Origin of the sequence: Sulfobacillus thermosulfidooxidans (assembly GCF_001280565.1) — a bacterium.
GTDB classification, from domain to species: Bacteria; Bacillota; Sulfobacillia; order Sulfobacillales; family Sulfobacillaceae; genus Sulfobacillus; species Sulfobacillus thermosulfidooxidans_A.
On record NZ_LGRO01000001.1, the window covers coordinates 627,044 to 643,421 of the forward strand.

Annotated in this window: 22 protein-coding genes; all 22 read left to right on the forward strand. The window is 54.0% G+C overall.

Translation table 11 applies throughout. From position 1 onward, the window contains the following. The first annotated feature begins 9 nt into the window (after window positions 1-9). The 22 genes from AOA63_RS03340 (at window position 10) to AOA63_RS03435 (ending at window position 16,367) form a co-directional block, all read left to right on the forward strand. Window positions 10-1,269, forward strand: coding sequence for an APC family permease (locus tag AOA63_RS03340; RefSeq protein WP_053958394.1), 1,260 nt, complete (start codon window positions 10-12; stop codon window positions 1,267-1,269). 44 nt (window positions 1,270-1,313) lie between these two features. Beyond that, complete coding sequence (locus AOA63_RS20345; protein ID WP_053958395.1) at window positions 1,314-1,778, forward strand: fatty acid desaturase; 465 nt, start codon at window positions 1,314-1,316, stop codon at window positions 1,776-1,778. Further along, complete coding sequence (locus tag AOA63_RS20160) at window positions 1,742-2,278, forward strand: fatty acid desaturase (RefSeq protein ID WP_171822548.1); 537 nt, start codon at window positions 1,742-1,744, stop codon at window positions 2,276-2,278. Before AOA63_RS20345 ends, AOA63_RS20160 begins: the two co-directional genes overlap by 37 nt. After that, window positions 2,275-2,976 (forward strand): B3/B4 domain-containing protein, encoded by a 702-nt coding sequence (locus AOA63_RS03355; protein ID WP_053958397.1) that lies wholly within the window; start codon window positions 2,275-2,277, stop codon window positions 2,974-2,976. The genes AOA63_RS20160 and AOA63_RS03355 overlap by 4 nt, the downstream gene beginning before the upstream one ends. A 161-nt stretch (window positions 2,977-3,137) precedes the next feature. After that, window positions 3,138-3,956 carry a diaminopimelate epimerase gene (gene dapF / locus AOA63_RS03360; RefSeq protein WP_053958398.1) on the forward strand — a complete coding sequence of 273 codons (819 nt, stop codon included), beginning with the start codon at window positions 3,138-3,140 and terminating at the stop codon, window positions 3,954-3,956. 623 nt (window positions 3,957-4,579) lie between these two features. Next, window positions 4,580-5,197 (forward strand): MFS transporter, encoded by a 618-nt coding sequence (locus AOA63_RS03365; RefSeq protein WP_053958399.1) that lies wholly within the window; start codon window positions 4,580-4,582, stop codon window positions 5,195-5,197. A 56-nt stretch (window positions 5,198-5,253) separates the two neighbouring features. Then, on the forward strand, window positions 5,254-5,514 hold the full coding sequence (locus AOA63_RS03370) for a hypothetical protein (protein ID WP_139061489.1): 261 nt from the start codon (window positions 5,254-5,256) through the stop codon (window positions 5,512-5,514). A gap of 1,029 nt (window positions 5,515-6,543) precedes the next feature. Then, window positions 6,544-7,008: a DUF6978 family protein gene (locus AOA63_RS03375; RefSeq protein WP_053958401.1), complete on the forward strand. Its 465-nt coding sequence runs from the start codon at window positions 6,544-6,546 to the stop codon at window positions 7,006-7,008. 1 nt (window position 7,009) lies between these two features. After that, complete coding sequence (locus AOA63_RS03380) at window positions 7,010-7,738, forward strand: DUF1828 domain-containing protein (protein ID WP_053958402.1); 729 nt, start codon at window positions 7,010-7,012, stop codon at window positions 7,736-7,738. A gap of 331 nt (window positions 7,739-8,069) precedes the next feature. Next, window positions 8,070-8,291, forward strand: coding sequence for a DUF2283 domain-containing protein (locus AOA63_RS18840; protein WP_082343720.1), 222 nt, complete (start codon window positions 8,070-8,072; stop codon window positions 8,289-8,291). A 361-nt stretch (window positions 8,292-8,652) separates the two neighbouring features. Continuing rightward, entirely contained in the window at window positions 8,653-9,123 is a 471-nt protein-coding gene (locus tag AOA63_RS03385; RefSeq protein WP_053958403.1) for a hypothetical protein, read from the forward strand. A 670-nt stretch (window positions 9,124-9,793) separates the two neighbouring features. Then, window positions 9,794-9,961 (forward strand): hypothetical protein, encoded by a 168-nt coding sequence (locus AOA63_RS19655; RefSeq protein ID WP_171822600.1) that lies wholly within the window; start codon window positions 9,794-9,796, stop codon window positions 9,959-9,961. A gap of 107 nt (window positions 9,962-10,068) precedes the next feature. Further along, window positions 10,069-10,473: a hypothetical protein gene (locus tag AOA63_RS03390; protein WP_139061490.1), complete on the forward strand. Its 405-nt coding sequence runs from the start codon at window positions 10,069-10,071 to the stop codon at window positions 10,471-10,473. A gap of 20 nt (window positions 10,474-10,493) precedes the next feature. After that, window positions 10,494-10,682 carry a hypothetical protein gene (locus AOA63_RS03395; protein WP_053958405.1) on the forward strand — a complete coding sequence of 63 codons (189 nt, stop codon included), beginning with the start codon at window positions 10,494-10,496 and terminating at the stop codon, window positions 10,680-10,682. An 18-nt stretch (window positions 10,683-10,700) separates the two neighbouring features. After that, window positions 10,701-10,901, forward strand: coding sequence for a hypothetical protein (locus AOA63_RS03400; protein ID WP_053958406.1), 201 nt, complete (start codon window positions 10,701-10,703; stop codon window positions 10,899-10,901). 44 nt (window positions 10,902-10,945) lie between these two features. After that, complete coding sequence (locus tag AOA63_RS03405; RefSeq protein WP_053958407.1) at window positions 10,946-11,266, forward strand: DUF7222 domain-containing protein; 321 nt, start codon at window positions 10,946-10,948, stop codon at window positions 11,264-11,266. A 257-nt stretch (window positions 11,267-11,523) separates the two neighbouring features. Beyond that, a complete protein-coding gene (locus AOA63_RS03410) occupies window positions 11,524-11,763 on the forward strand; it encodes a hypothetical protein (RefSeq protein WP_053958408.1) in 240 nt (79 codons plus the stop codon). Window positions 11,764-11,850: 87 nt separating this feature from the next. Continuing rightward, a complete protein-coding gene (locus AOA63_RS03415) occupies window positions 11,851-12,096 on the forward strand; it encodes a hypothetical protein (protein ID WP_053958409.1) in 246 nt (81 codons plus the stop codon). 28 nt (window positions 12,097-12,124) lie between these two features. Continuing rightward, window positions 12,125-13,102 carry a ParM/StbA family protein gene (locus AOA63_RS03420; RefSeq protein WP_053958410.1) on the forward strand — a complete coding sequence of 326 codons (978 nt, stop codon included), beginning with the start codon at window positions 12,125-12,127 and terminating at the stop codon, window positions 13,100-13,102. Next, window positions 13,102-13,410, forward strand: coding sequence for a hypothetical protein (locus AOA63_RS03425; protein ID WP_053958411.1), 309 nt, complete (start codon window positions 13,102-13,104; stop codon window positions 13,408-13,410). Before AOA63_RS03420 ends, AOA63_RS03425 begins: the two co-directional genes overlap by 1 nt. Window positions 13,411-13,467: 57 nt before the next feature. Then, window positions 13,468-14,982 carry a hypothetical protein gene (locus tag AOA63_RS03430; RefSeq protein ID WP_053958412.1) on the forward strand — a complete coding sequence of 505 codons (1,515 nt, stop codon included), beginning with the start codon at window positions 13,468-13,470 and terminating at the stop codon, window positions 14,980-14,982. A 71-nt stretch (window positions 14,983-15,053) separates the two neighbouring features. Then, entirely contained in the window at window positions 15,054-16,367 is a 1,314-nt protein-coding gene (locus AOA63_RS03435) for a CpaF family protein (RefSeq protein ID WP_053958413.1), read from the forward strand. Window positions 16,368-16,378 lie beyond the last annotated feature (11 nt).

The window sequence follows — 16,378 nt, forward strand, 5'->3', positions numbered from 1 at the left end:
GAGGACTTCATGCTGAAAAAAACGGTCACCATCCGTGATGCGGTCGCGCTGACGATCGGTTCGGTCTTAGGATCAGGATTATTGTTATTGCCCGGCCTTACCTATCACCAAGTCGGGTCCGGCGGTGCATTATTGGCATGGCTCATTATGGGGCTACTGGCGATTCCGTTTATCTTGATTTTTTCGAACCTCACCCATCGTCACCCGGACGCCAGCGGTATTGCTGGGTACGTTGCGCAAGCCTTTGGGCCTCGGTGGTCCCGGGGCGTGACGTATGTGTTAGCCGGGACTTTTCCGGTGGGCATTCCGGCCTTATCGTTGATTGGTGCCAATTATGTGGCGTATGCGCTGCGGCTGAACCATTGGGCAACCATGGCACTGGGATACGGGATTGTCTTGTTGGCGGTGGGCACGAATTGGTTGGGAGTGAAAGCTGGCACGCGCCTGCAAAACCTAACGGTCGCCACGCTAACCGTTCTGCTGGCTGTCACGGTTTTGTTGGCCCTGCCACATGCGCAGCTGACACATATCCGCTGGCATGTGGCCGGGTATCCGTTGTGGCAAGCCATGGCCTTGATTTTTTGGGCGTATTTGGGCTGGGAGAACATGTCGTTTACGGCGGAAGAATTCCATAATCCTCGGCGAGACTTTCGCTTGAGTTTGTTTCTTGGATTTATTGTGATTTTGGTGTTGTATTTAGGGATTACCTTTACCGTGGTAACAATTTTGCCCCAAACCGCATCCGTGACGGCCCAAGCCCCGATCGCCGGGATGATTAGTCGGGTTATGGGGGGGATTGGCGGCCAGGCCGTGGCAGTTTTAGCCTTCTTAATTACCCTTATCAATGCCAACGCCTGGGTCTGGGGCGGCTCACGCCTGTATTACAGCGCGGGGCGCGATCGGGTGTTGCCGGCTTATTTGAGCTGGGTGGATGCATCCTCGGGAGCGCCGCGTTCCGCATTAGGAACCTTGTTAGTCTTGTATACCCTCAATTACGTGGGAATGGCGTTGTGGCACTATTCCATTACGACCCTGATCCTCATTTTCAGCCAGAACTTCTTGGTTCTCTATTTACTCAGCATTCTTGCATATATCAAGGTGAATACCGCGTGGAGCCTGCGACTGCTAGGGATCGTGACCTTAATGATTACGGCAGTGTTTATGGCGGTGTTTACGTGGATGCTGCTATATCCTCTCGCGTTGCTCAGTTTAGCGTGGTTGGTCCCTCAACAACGTCGTCAGCCGGTGGCGGCTGAACCGAAGCCGTAACGGCGAAGAGTTCAGCTCGCGTGTACGAAGGGAGGTGGTCGGTCATGACATGGAAGGTTGATGATCCTGCTATTCGGCAGCAACTAAAATCCCTCATGGTCCCGAGCACCATGAAAAGTGTGATCGTACTTGTGTGGGATTGGATCGTCATTGGAGGAATCGGAACCGTTACGTGGCGTATCATCCGGCATGCCGGGTGGCATATATGGTCAATGCTGATTCTGTGCGGTGCCCTTTGCGCCATTGCTACCCGCCAACGCGGACTTGAAAATCTTATTCACGAGGCTACCCATGCAAACCTCAGCGCACGACCATGGGTAAATGATAGTTTAGCTTGGGTTTTGGCATGCCTACCACTGGGGCACAACCTGACGGTAGAACGTCAAAACCATGTGCAAGGCCATCACTGGCACAATTTTGGAGTGAGCACGACCCGGATTTTCAGCGGTATCAGGCGTTTGGTGCCGATCGGTTGCCGGCTGCCAATTACGGTGCGTTACTCCGCATGATGACCACCGGATTTCCCTCTTATGTGCGCGGAGCCTGGCGGGCCTTTATCTGGCCGTTCGGTGAACCGTGGTGGATGCGCAGCATTCGGATAGTTTATTGGCTCGGAGTGATTGCGGTGGCCGCGATGTTTCATCTGATTATTCCAGTGATCGTGTTTTGGGTGGTTCCGGCCGTTACGCTGTTACCCGTCATCCGCTACTTCGGAGAGTTATCGGAACATGCGGCGGCTGGGTGTGCATCCGAAGTCGTTAGCAGTCGCAACAATTTAGGTTGGTTACAAGAGTGGACGATTCATCCCCATGGGGATGGTTATCATATCATTCATCACCTGTACCCGAAAACACCGCACCATCCCCTAGCCCGGGCTCATCGGACATTGTTGGCGTATCCGTTATATCGGTATGGCGGCCGGCATTGTTACGGAATTCGCGCAACCCTGGCGGATTTAGTCCAGTCTCCGGACCCTGCTGGTGCAGGCGGAAAGGATGTGTCATCGTGAGTTTGAAGGACCCCATTCTTATCGATCCGGAAGTGTGTCGCCGTTATGGGGCGCTGCATATCGGGTGGCGACTAGTGCGGAGTTTAGGGGCCGTGGAACCAGATATTTTTTTGACGCGCTGGATAGCCCAATCTCAGGCTAGCTTAAAGCCCCAATTGATGCAATTGCCGACATGCGACAATCACATCCAGGCGTATCGGCGACTTTTGCGCCAAATGGGCGTGGATCCTACGTCAAAACGCAGCAGCGTCGAAGCGTTATGGAAACGTATCCGCGCAACATCTGTCTGGCCGATCATCCATCCTTTGGTGGACCTTACACATGTGTTGTCTCTAAAATATCGGGTGTCGACCGCCCTCTACGACTGGGATCGCTGTACGCCCCCGATCGTCTTACGCCTGGCACGGCGGGATGAACCTCATTGGGGCATCGGGGATACGGAACCAGTGACCCTACCGGAAGGAACCTTGGTGTACGCTGATACCCAGCAGGTTTTGTGTCGTCACTATAATCATCGGGATGCAGTGCCGACCCAAGTGACCGCGGATACGAAAAACGCGGTGTTAATCGTGGACGGTGCGCCGGGGATTGATCTCGGGGTCGTGCGCCAGTTATTGAACGAATGGGAATTGCTTGTCTCAACCTTTTTAGGCGGCGTCGTTTCGGATGCGGGCCTGGTGTCGTGCCCTGAGGGATAATGGTCGGAATGTCGGCCCTCGCAAAAGCAGGAGCAGGCAGGGCTATCCAAACTGCTGGGTGTGATGAAAAACAGGGCGGAGACTAATTGTAAAGAGGCGTTAGACGTTCGACGGGAACACGCATCCAAGTGAGAATCCCGAAGGAAGGAGACTGTGTGCCGATGACCATGTCGGTGGTGAAGTATCATGCGTTGGGTAATGATTATCTCGTTGTCGATTCGCGGTACGTGGGAGTGGACAGTTTAACACCGCCTGTGATTGCACGTTTATGCGACCGGCATCACGGTTTCGGCGGGGATGGCCTATTATGGGGACCCGCGGATTCGCACAATACCGTTCGGATTTTCAATTCCGACGGATCCTGGGCCGAAAACAGCGGAAACGGCACTCATATTTTTGCGCGGTATTTGTGGGACACGCACCAAGCGGATAGGGAGTCTTTTACTGTCTGGGCCCACGGAATTCCCGTATCCGTGACGATTTCCGCTATGGACGGCAGCATCATGGTGGATGCCAATTTAGGTGAACCCCAACAACACGAACCACTGACCATCATGGTCAACCAGCAGTCGTGGCAAGGGACTCGACTATCGTGGGGCAATCCTCACTTTGTAATCACCCGGGATCATGTGTCCCGGGACATCCTTGACCAGTGGGGTCCCTTGTTGGAAAAGCATCCGACATTTCCGCAACGCACCAATGTCCAGTTTATGAACATCGTCGGACCTGACACAATTCGTATAGAGATTTGGGAACGGGACTCCGGGTATACCTTATCGTCTGGCAACAGCGCGGCGGCGGCCGCGGCCGTTGCATGGCAACTCGGGGTTCAGGCACCCACGCGTGTCATGATGCCCGGGGGTATATTGTGGGTGCGGCACGATCCGAATACGGGCGTCTGGATTCGAGGGCCGGTCGTCAGAGTCTTTACGGGCGTTTGTGATCCCGAATGTCTCGGCGTACTAGAAACAGGGCTATAAGATTAACTTAACGTTATGGATGGGGAATCATGTCGCATAACAAATGTTGTTGCGACATCCCGCTCGCATCAGCCATGCTCCATGCCCGAGCATTCTTAATCGGACGACGAGCTTATTTGCTGAGCTTACAAATTCGTGGTTTCAGTCGGCCAGTCCATTAGTTCGTGATGACTCTTTTGGTAAACAGCTTACGTTGCGGTATTCGGTTCCACAGCTTATGAGTGACTTGACAGATTCTTTAGGTATGGTATCCCCAGATAGGCCCAGCGGTCTTTCACTGTCAACACGTATCCGTCGGCATCGGACGCATTGGGCCGAGGTAATAGCGCAGATTAAGGCGTCCAGTCGATTCCCACCAGTGCCGGTTTTTGCATGATGAGGAAAACTAAAACGATTGGTCTGGACAATCTTATTGAAGATACATTCTCGGCAATGGCAGTATTGGTCCGCAGCACCTTTATATTCTGAGTTCGGGGGGCCCACAGAGCCAGTGATACCTTGGGAAAGGATTCGTAGATTCGCTTGCTTTGAACCTTGGTTCCTTCACTTACAGAGTAAAAGTCGTCAGCGGATTTTGCGCAAATTCGTTAACCAATTGGATCGGTGGCCGAACAAAAACGGTTATGATGTCCGCCGATAGCGTGCGTTTGCTCTTAGCCACGAGTCTAGCCTTGGCTGCAGTCCTGCATACCCCATTCAGCGTTCTACTGGTCGGTGTGATGCTGTTCGAGTTGGCAGGTGTGTTCTTCTCTCCCGCGGAAAGCGCACTACTGCCGTTGGTCGTTCCAGCAGAGGATATCGTGGCGGCCAAAGGCGTTCACCAATCTAGTGCGGCGACCGCTGGGTTGGCTGGGAAACTTTTGGGAGGCCCGCTTTTGATGCTTCTGGGTGCACCACAACTCTTTTTGGTTAATGCCGCCTCCTTTGTGGTCTCGTTAGTGAGCTTATGGAGCGTGAAGGTGAAACAGCCTACTGTGCCGAGAGATCCGCTCATTAGGTTTCGGTACGAGGGGGCGATGGGCTTTAGAACAATTTGGAAGTCTCCTGGGTCATCGCGCCTTATGTGGTCGGGGATACTCGTAAATTTTGGTGTTTCCTCCTTGACTATCGTCTTAACCACATGGGTGAAAGTTCGGAACCATGGCACAGTGATGCTCTTGAGCTTAGCTTCCGGGGCATTTTTGATAGGTTCCATCATCGGGGGTGTCGGCTCGAAGTGGTCGCCCGACGCTTTCCTTTAGCAATATCCCGTTTGAGTATGTTTGGGTTTGGAGTGTGTATTGGGATGATGGGCGTCATGCGAAACCCGTTATGGACGATCGGCTGTATGGGCGCGGCGGGTCTCCGCGATGCCTTATTCAATAGTTGGGTGGGAACATATCTTGTGCAACAAACCCCTGCTTCTTTGCGTGGCCGCGTTTTCAGCACGTTCGGAGGCCTCATGCTTGCCACGGGTCCCTTGGGCCTAGCTGCATTTGGAGTGGTGTTTACATCGGGGCTCGCGTTGCCCCTACTTTTCGCCATTATGGGGTCGTTTGCCGTGCGGCGGGTCTGCTAACCAGATCGAATTTTCCCGTTGTCGTGCAGGACGAACATGTCAGCCCCACCTGATTTCAGGAGCGTCCGTGAATCTTCTGGAAGAAAAGGGCGATACTTATTCGTCGAACAGGAAGATACGTAAGATCAGGATAGCGTACGTGAAGGTGAGAAAATAGAGGTCTTTAATCAGCGGAAAACACGTAATGGTGAGATGATGTACTTTTCGAATAACCATGTCTACCTTTCGTACTATACGTTTCTTGCTCTGTCTCCGCCAATTGCATGTCATCAGGGCCGCTGTTTTACTCCGCCCGTCTCCTTATCGCCCGCTCAATTGCAAAACCTTCATGGGTATACCTGGAATAGTTCGCCGGGGTTTGTGACCCCCTTTTCCCCAATCCCTTGACCAAGTGGAAACCGGCGGCTATTGGGATTGGTCTCGTCTAACCGATTATTGAGCTTATTGGCCTCTTGTCTCCCGCCTGACGCTGCAACTTGTTGTCACCACTACCCCTGAAAACGAATCCGCCCACGATTGTTCCGACCGCCCGCGTTGCCTTAACAACGAGCGGCCTGATTGAGGGTCACCTTGAGCACTGGCTCTTCACCCAACGCCCCGGGTCCCATCACACGTGGTGCCTGAGTGCCGGAGGCGGCATCACCTTACACACCATATAGTCCTGTGTCCTCGTCGCTTCCCCTCGTTATGGTGAATGGGTCTGGGAATTTCTGGGATGGTGGAATGGCCTATGTGACAGCCAGCCCTGGCATGATGCGTCCAATGGCGCGTTGGAGATTGGGCGGCTATGTGGGAGATTGATCTCTGAGAGGTGCGCAATTCCGTCAGTTGATTACGTGAGGTCCTGTCTTCCAAGTTCTTCTAAAGAAAACCTTGCGTAGAATTTCGATTCGTTCACCCATTACGTGAGCAAGAAGAGTTGAAAGATGCCGATATTTTCGGCAAAATGTCAATCATGAAAAATTTTGTAAAAAACACTACTGTGGGGAGGTTGCTACGCGGATCAAAGGTTCCGCGCTGGACAAAATAATGAGTTTAACAGAAGCCGAAGCGGAGGCTTTTCTTAGTGAACCTAAGACACTCCTAGGTAAAATAGCATGGAACACAGTATCTGATGCTCAATTCATCTATAAAGCGGTGGCAAAGGTGCTTTTAACGCAATCTGGGAATGCATCATTATTGGATTTAGTGTTAACATATAATTCCAAAGCGAGAACTTTTGTATTCGTTTTGAGGTACGCGCATCGTGAGAACATTCGGCGACTCGAATTTAATAAGCCCCATATTAACCCCGGGAGATCTCGTGAACATATTGGTAAATTGCACAAACATAAGTGGACAGATGCTTATGGGGACACATGGGCCTATGAACCTACAGACATTGAAGATCCATGGGATTTTCGCCGATCGCTTGGCAATTTCCTGACTGAATGTAATATTGAATACGAACCAGCCCAATTGGGAACGTTGCAGGTACAAGGGAGGTGGATTTAAGGTGACGTGCGATAAAATTGAGCGTCTGCTAGATACATTCCCTGCGTTATTTAGTTGTGACTATGAAAAGCATATCCAAAAATATGTTCTAAAAACCCCGTTTTATTTGCCAGACGGAGATATGCTAACGATTTTTTTCGACCCTGAGTCAGGTCGCTTGTCTGATTTAGGGGAGACAGTGCATCGATTTGCCTCTCAAGGGATTTCTATTGAGGGAAATAAAACGTGGCTACGACGGTCACTACTCGATCCCGAGGTTCATTATGATTCAGGTGAGTTATTTATCGAAACACTTGATCGGCCAACTGCATTGGCTGGTCTAATTAATACAATCATTCGATTAACGGACCTTGAAATGGCTAGGTTTCCCCGAAAGCCTAAGACGTTTCGGGAAGACGTTAAAGCGTACCTATCATCACTTCCAATCGAATTTGTGTCGAAATATCGGGCTGTTTTGCAAGACATTCAATTAACCTTTGACTTCTATGTCTCTAAACCCCATCCGGCATACTTGGAAACTATGCATGCTCAGCCGAAATTTGCTCAGCAAGCTAGCTTACACGTTTTGGGGAAGTGGTCAATCGCTAAAGTTGATAATACAGTAAAGTTAATTACGGTCATTCATTCTGGTATGATTCTGCCCAACATTGTTGTGGAACAACTGCAAGAAGTTTCCACAGTCGTTCCATGGGACTATCGAGAGCGTCTTAAAGAAATCCTCGTAAGTTAACGAAGGAATTGGGTAGTGGTGTTCCGTATAGTTCATGTCAGAGGCTACCATTTCCCTCAAGCAATGGGGCAGCTTTTTATATTGACGTACATGGGATGAATTTCCACTACGACCCATTCCGTTGTCTCCTCTGCGTAAGCAAGGGATGGCGCGTTCCCACCACTGGGGAGGTTTTATACGAATTAGCCCCGATATCACCTGTGCAAACACTTTTCAACCTTGAACCGCGTAACCCATTGCGGTGCGCCAAGTTCAGTCCAGGTAGAGGTTCCTAGCATTCGATAGAAAAGCGTAATATTATCGTTGCCCGCCCGACCCATCCCTTCGTGTTCTGGCACAGCACTATGGTCCTGTCGCCGATGCGTTATATCTCACCTTGCGCCGGGAACCCGTGGTGCGTTCGGTCGCGCTATCCCCGGATATTCTTCTCGATGAAACGTTTGATCGTTGGGTGGTCGGTCTTGAAGTCATGTATCCGACTGACAATTGGGCTATCGCCCGCACGTGGTTACAGCATCACGGATGGGCACCAGACGACGATTCTGTTGGCTAGGGAATTTGCGGCATCACAATCACCAAGGATCTTCATTCTTCATTATTCTTCATTATTTTTCATTCTTCATTCTTCTTCTATCCTTTTCGGGAATGTAAACGGTTACTGTCTTTCTAATTCGGGTGCGTATGGATCACGCCTCGACCTTCGTGTGGGTGCAGACAGGGCTCGAACCCCGAATACGGTGTGACTGGTTCTGATTGCTCTGTGAGGTACCCGGTCATTCTGGGACGCGAATCCCTCGTGAGAGGTTCCTCAATAGGGTTGTGCACTAGTAGTCAATGGTCGTTCCCGATGCTCGAAGGCCGATCTATGGCGGGGGAACAAGCGTCGGGGGATAGATAACAGGAGGATGATCTTGGTGAAGGATCATTCCGGGGGATTGCCTCCTCGGGTCGCAGATATTGATCTGATACGCATTCTCAAAGCAGAGGGAACACGGTGCACGTGTGTAACGCCTCGCTTGCTCCTCAAAGAAGACACACGCACGGTGTATTGTCGGAATTGCGGGGCGCAAATGGATGCCTATGACGCCTTAAAGAAACTAGCATTGCACTGGGATGAGGTCAATCGTCAACAACAACGATTGCTGGAAGAACGCCAAGCGCTACTCAACTGGCAACCGTGGCGTCTGGCTGCCCGCGAACTGGTGGATACCATGACGAAAAAAGGCACCCAGAATTTGATCCCCGTGTGTCCGCATTGTGGCGAGGGCATTGAGTATCAGGATTTGATTGGGGCGAGATATGTGGATCGGAACCGCATGAAAGGGCATTCTCCGGATTCGGAGAACCCTGGCGAATCCTCCGTTGGGGACCGTTCATCCTCATGAACCCTGGGGAGGGATTGAGTGGGGAAAGGAGGTGGTATAATGGAACCCCGTTCTCACGCCCCGCTCTGTGATGAGTGTGATCGCGAGGCTCGGTATCAATGTGTGGTGTGTCGCACAGGGTTTTGTGGGGCCCACGGGTCCAGTTCAGGCGGACAAGAGGTTTCAACGAATTGGGGATAATCCTTGACGGAGCAAGACCTGAAGTGTACGCTAGCAATAGGCTCTCGGAATGAGATTCCCGATGATGGCAGATCGGGATGCCTGTGCCATCAGGCTAACATGGAGGATCCAGGCAGTGGGCCTGTTGCACCAGGTCAGAGATCCCTGAACCATGCTCATTCCGTTCAATCCACTCTAGCACTCAGGTTCCCCGCCAGAATGGGCGGGGAACCGATTATTTTCGGGGGAGTTCGCGAATGTCTCCGGAAGGGAAACCCGGGACGAATGTTGACACGGGGGCATGGAGTTTTTATACTTAGGTTAATGTATGGGTCAGTACCTCTTGAAAGACGAAATTCCCTGGATGAAGTGCACAAAACCGCAAAAAACCGGCATCCCATCGCTTAAAAAGTCGAGATTTTGGGGTGTGTTTCAGTCATTCCCCGCGTGGTGGGGAATTTTTTTTGAGGGAATATGGGATGGTCCCTCAAAAAATGTCTGGAGGACGCGTATGTGGCCCTTTCTCGTTGCCCATCTTGTCATTTTGCCTTTCCCCCCGGTAGGGCATGGCCTTCCTGTTTTTCCGGTGCATCACTTGATTCCAATGGGTGTCTTGCCCGGAGCGGCCATTGGGCATCCGGTGTGGTTGGGAACCTTACCCGGAGCCGTGTCCCCGTAATTCGGGGTGGTCAAAAGCCCTCGAAGCCTTGAGCTTCGAGGGCTTTTGTTGTGTATACGCCCTGCGATGAAGGGAGGGAACCGGGTGCGAACCCTATGGGACTGGATATGGGTGATCCTCGTGGTAATCGTGTTGGGGGCGGCTATCCATACACGCCATATCTCTCGTCAACCGGTGACATCACAGGAGTGCAAGGAGGATACGGAATGTTAACCGAATCGGTGATTGACGCGAAATATTACCAAGTGCGCGCTGGGTCCACCGGAGACCATCCGGATTATCTGTTGGCTCTCGTGGCGTTGCGGGATCCTGATACGAACCGCATCGTCAAGTATGGGGTGGCCGCGAGTGCCATTGCGGGCAATCCGTACTCCGTGGGCTGGACCGAAGTGACGCCCGACTATCTGCATCAACGGTGTCGCCGCGTGGCTCCGGACGAGGTTCCCGAAACCTGGAAAGCGGCTTTGGATTCGTATCGTCTTGCTGATCAACCGGACGCTCCCATGCCATAGAGTCCGAAGGAGGGATGGCTATGCAACTGATTTCGCACGATCCTCACACTGGAAACCCGGTGTTTTATCTCGATGGCGTGTGGGTGCTCTGTGCGCGATGTGCCGAACAGGTTCCCGTGGGTCGCGTGGATGGACCCCATCGCATTGAGTGGCACGGTGAACCGGACGGAGTACCCCGGTGTGAGCGGTGTCACCGGCCCCTGGTTTAAGGCTAAGGAGGGAGTGCTATGGCAATTACCCATCGGCCCCGAGGATATCGGATTTTTGCGGTGCGATATCCGGATGGGCGGCAGAGTTCAGTCATGGTTTATGAGGACGAAGATCCCTATGTGGTGTGTGCTCAGAAGTGCCCGGGAGCGCAATTGGGCGAGGCGGTGTACGGAGCCACGTATGATCCCGCGACCGGCGGATTGTGGGCGGGGGACTAACGGGGGCGAAAAGGGCTGGTGATATCGTGACGCTGACTCAATAAGTGATTCAATTGCTCCGGAACAACACCCACGAGGACAATCTCCAAAAGATTGCTGATGAGGTCTTGCAACGTGGGTGTGAATCGGGGATTATAGCCGAACTGGTGGCGGATGATGATGCCGCTGGTTTTTATCGGCGAAATCGGAACGCAATTGGGATGGTGGTGTCCAATCATTTAGGATCAAATCCCGCGATCTTTTTTGGGGATCAATGGGACCGTGATGATCCTACGGCGAGCAACCCACACAATCAAAAACTTTTAGTGTGGTTTGCCGTGGAACAAACCATTCGTGATAAATATTTTAGTATCGTTTGGTCTTAAAGAAACGCCTCGCACTTGCCTTGCTTGCTATTTTCCTCGCGAAAGTTAGAGTCCCCACGCCTCCGAGCCTCCCCGCTCGGAGGCGTTGCGTTTTGGGGATGGTTCCCCACCACTACGTATCGAGGTGATAATCATGGAGTTTTTGCACGCGATGTTTCCGTTACTGTTCCATTTTCCGATTTTCCCGCCGCCCCACATTCCCTTGCCGGGCCATCTGGTAACGCAGGGGATTCACTTGCCATAAGGAGGCGTTCTGTATGCGGGTGGCCGCGGCAGACACGATTTCTGGGAACCTGATCACCGATTTTTTTGAGATCGGACAGATTCTCGAAGCCCTTGGTCGGTCTGATTTAACAGGCGAAGCGAGTGGACTCATCGTGACTGTTAATGAGCGAGCGGGCGAATACGAGGCGGTGTGGATGACCACGGCTTCGCGCCCCTATGAAACCACGTGTCGTTACCGGTGTATCTGGGATCACGGGCAGATGGTGGGATAACAGATCAAAGACCGCCCCGAGGACAACCGGGGCGGTTGGATTTTTGCGGTGCAGATTGGCCAGTTCACTGACGAAGGGGGGAAGGGCGTGGTTGAATGGTCCGTGTACGCCCAGCGTACAAGTCACGAGGAGCCCCGATGCCTAGCCACGGGGATTGATCCGACCGACCAGGCTCGGGAACGGTGTCGGGAGTTAGCTCAGCAATATCATCTGGATCAAGACCCGCAAGCTATTGATGTGGGTCACGGGCAAGTGTTGTGGGAAGTCGTCGCCCAGGACCCGGCCCACCCGGATGGATGGGTGATGGTGCATGCCTGGGTCATTAAACGATAAAACAATAAACTAAGGAGTTTCTGCTCTTATGCTCATCGCTATTGATACGGGTCATGGATATTGCAAAGGCATGGGCCCCCGAGGCTCCCGTTGGTCGGCTCCCAGCTGGCTGGTGCCCGATACGGGGGATGGCATGGTGGCGTCCATGGAGTTTTTGGGCACCCCCCGCCCCATCACCGTGGCGTGGAACGGGGCGGCTCCCCGATCCTATTGGTGGGGTTCCGATGCCCGGCGGGGGGCTCGGGTCATTCTGGCTCCGGATAAAGGGCATACGCCCCGCACGTGGGACCTAACCCTCATTAGTGGTGTGCTGACCGTGCAATCGGCGGGGGATGACCCGGCGCGGGAACCCTGGGATTTAGCCATTGGCGTGCCTTTGGGGTGGTATTCCTCGCAAAAGGATGCCCTGGCCGAGGCATTGCGGGGGCAAGGACAGGTCATGGGGGTTCCGGTGACAGTGCGACAAGTGGCAGTGTTCCCGCAAGGGATGGCCGCGGTGTTAGCGAACGCCCCACCTGACCGCCCCGGACTATACGGGGTGATCGACATCGGGTATGGCACGACCGAATATCTCATCGTGGAAGTGCAACCCGGAGGCCGGGTGCGAGTCACGGCAGATCCCGCTGGAACGTGGGAAATGGGCATGCGAACCATCTCCCAACGGGTTGCGAATCGCGTGGTTCAACAGACTGGGGTGATGGTCGATCCCGAAGACGTGGATCATGTAGACACGCTGACCATCCGGGGAGAAGATCTGGATCTCCGAGACTGGCGACAAGACGCGGTGCGGTGGTGGCAGCTCGTCCTGCAAGATCATTTGGATGCCGTGTGGCACCACACCTTGCCCCGTATGGCCGCGTGTTGGGTCGTGGGGGGCGGAGCGGATGCCCTATCCGGGGTTACGGTCAACGGGATGCCTTTAACAATTTTGCCGGATGCCCGGTGGGCGAATGTCACGGGATATTGGAATGCCATGAGCCGGCGGGTGGAAGCGGGAGGATTGTAATGGCACATCGATCCCGGTTGACGCTGTATTGGGAAGGCCCCGATGCCGCATTGGGAGAGTGGATTGCCACCCATATTCCTCCGCGCCAGCGCTCGGCGTGGATCAAGGCGTGCATCCGCCGGGCGATTGCCGAAGACTCTCGGGCCCCGGGGGATCTCGTAGCACGTGTCACCCGCCTCGAAGAACAAATGGCTCGGTTAATGCGGACGGACTCTTCCGAGAATGGCTCTGCGAATCAGTGGGAATCGGACGCAATGGATGCGTTTCTGGCATCATGGTCTCCGCGTTCCGAAGACCCCACGGACTAGGTTGCCCATGGCCCGAGAATCTGGCCGCATAGCGGGCGTAAAGAAAGGAGAGCAAGAGTGGCCAAATCCAATAAAATGTGGACGGTGTTGGTGGCCGTGGATCCGGACGCCAATACCAGTTTGTTGCAGTGGGTGCAGGAAGAAGGACGGGACTTTGTCACGGAGGTCTTAGAAGCTGCCCATGCTTCGCAAATCCCCAACGTGTTGACATTGCGGGCGGATCAACCGATTGCCCTGTGGTTATCCACCGTATGCCCACAATTGCCGGAGTGGGCGCAGGTGATCACCACGCTCGTTCAACACCGTACCGCCCCGACTCGGATTGTGTTGCTGGCCGAAGGAACTCCCGATGGGGTGGCGGGAGACCTGGGAAGTCTTGCGGCCACGCCCTTGGTGGCCATGGCCACCATTTTTCGACCCACCCAGCAAACCGGCACCAATGAATTAGTCTACAATTACGCGGCAATTGGTGAAGCCTTATGGTCAGCCCAGGCTCCGGTGGTCACGGCTTCGGGACCAGCGGGGACAGGAGCCCAAACGCTCCGAGTGTTGCCCGCACAAAGTCCTACTGAGTCATCGGAGTGGCATGAACCCGCGACCCCAGATGGAGCCTCGGGAACTGCCCCAGCATCCCAATCAAGGTGGTTTCGCAAAAAAGCCAAAACTCCGAAAAGCGCATCCTCGCCTCCTCGTGGGAATGAGGTTTTGTCATCCCCTGTGGTGATGCGCACTGTGTTACCTCCCAGTCGCTTAATTGTTGTGGTAGGAGGCAAAGGAGGCGTGGGCAAAACCACCGTTGTGGCATCGCTCATTCGGCAAGCGGCTCGGCGATACGGGAGTGCCATGGGAATCGATTTTGACTACTTGAAGCCCAATCTGGCATTGCACTTTTGGCCCATCGATGCCCGCATGCCAAACATTGATGAATTGTTCGACAGCATTGATATCGCTCGGGGAGCGGCGGGAGACGCGGGCATTGATGAAGAAACCGAGCGGCGCATGGTGGCGGAATGGATCGGCCAGCTCCGCCCCCCGGACCCCGGGATCTTGGTCGTACCCGGACCCACTCGCCGCCTCCGGGTGACGTTGCCTCCGGAACGCGCACCGGGATACGTGCTGGACTGGGCATTGGCGCAGAACGATCCGGTGATTGTGGTGGATACAGACCCGGCGTTAGACGAAGCGGCGGAAACCGCCTTGAATCGAGCGGGGCAGGATGGTGTCATCGTGTTGGTGACGACGCCAGAATACGATGCGTTGGCTGAGGCAGACCGCGTGCGGCAACAAATGGTGCAGGGGTTAGGCATCCCGGATGAGCGCATCGTGCTGCTTCTGAATTATCGGGGCAGCCCGCATGCCGCCGTGCCGGTCAAAGAAATTCTGACCACGCATTTACCCGGCCTCGAATTAGTGGGCACCCTGCCATGGGTGCCTAAAGCCGCCAACGCTGCGTTGATGCACCAACGCGAAATTCCCTGGCCCCGGCGAGTCCATTGGGATCGGGTCTTAACCACATTGACGGGGCGACAACCCGATACCCGGGCACAAAAACGGGCTCGAAAGCGGGCGTAAGGCCAAGACATAAAACAGTAACGATTGGGACCAGGCGGTATCCTAGGCGAACGAGAAAGGCAGGCGAATGTATGGCAAACGTCAATCAATATTTGCGGCGGGGCACTGAACGGGAAGCTCTCCGCGCGAATCTACAGCACAATGTGCAAGATCCCACGGTGGACCGCTATGAAAGTGCCGCGTGGGATTGGATCGAAGCCCATTATCCGCAACTCATGACCATGAGTTCGGGCTATGTCGATGCCGCGCTCGTGGCGGATGTGGTGTCTCGGGCTGTGGCGCAATTAGGCATTGCGGCTCCCAAAGTCCGCACGGCCATTGCCGAAAAGCTACGCAGTCGGATTATCGGAGCGGGAGCGATTGATCCCTGGATGAATGATCCTACCGTGACAGAAATCACGGTGAGTGGCACCCGGGTGCGGATTTTGCATCAGACTCCCGAAGGCCCCCGGTGGGATGTCGTGCCGGGGGTGTTACGCACGCCGCAAGATGCCTCGGCCTTGGCGGACTTTCTATGCACGCGAGCCGGAGCCCGTTATCAGCCCGTTCGTCCACTGCAAACGATCATGTGGCCGACCAACGGGGCCCGGATTAACGTGGTGCACGAAAGTATTTCGGGCAATGGGGGGCCGTTGTTGACCATCCGGAAACGAGCCCGGGGTCAAGCCATGGATCTGGGTGATTTGATCGACCGGGGCATGTTAAATGCCGAAATGGAAGATTTTTTGATTCAGGTCGTGCGGGGGCGCGCCAACGTCATCATTGCGGGTGCCACCAACACCGGCAAAACGACGATTCTCCGAGCGGTGGCCCGGGCCGCGATTCCGCTCACGGAACGGATTGTCACGATTGAAGATATTGACGAGTTGCAACTGGTGGACTTTTTCCCCGAGGCCGTGTCGATGATTGGTCATGAAAAGTCCGATGCGGATGCAGCGGATGTCGATGTGTCCCTTCACGCTCTGTTTGTCAATGCGTTGCGGATGACGCCTGACCGCATTATTGTGGGGGAGATTCGGGGGGCAGAGACCAAAGACGTATTGGAAGCTGGTGTGACCGAAGCCGGAGGGTTAATGCTCACGGTGCATCTCAAAGATCCCTCAATGTTGTTTGGACGTTTTTACTGGATGTTGTTAGGGGCTGGATTGGGCATGCCCTGGGATACAGTGGTGCAACAAGTCAAAGCGGCGTTTAACATCGTGGTGCACATTACCCGGTGGGTGAATGAGGATGGAGAACTGGTGCGGCGGATTACGAATATCTCGGAAATTTTGGATTCGGGAGACATTGTATCCTTATGGGATTGGGACGGGCACGATTGGATTTCCAAAGCCTTACCATCTGCCGATCTCATGACACGCATTCAGCGGTATTTGAATGCCTAAGAGCGAAACAT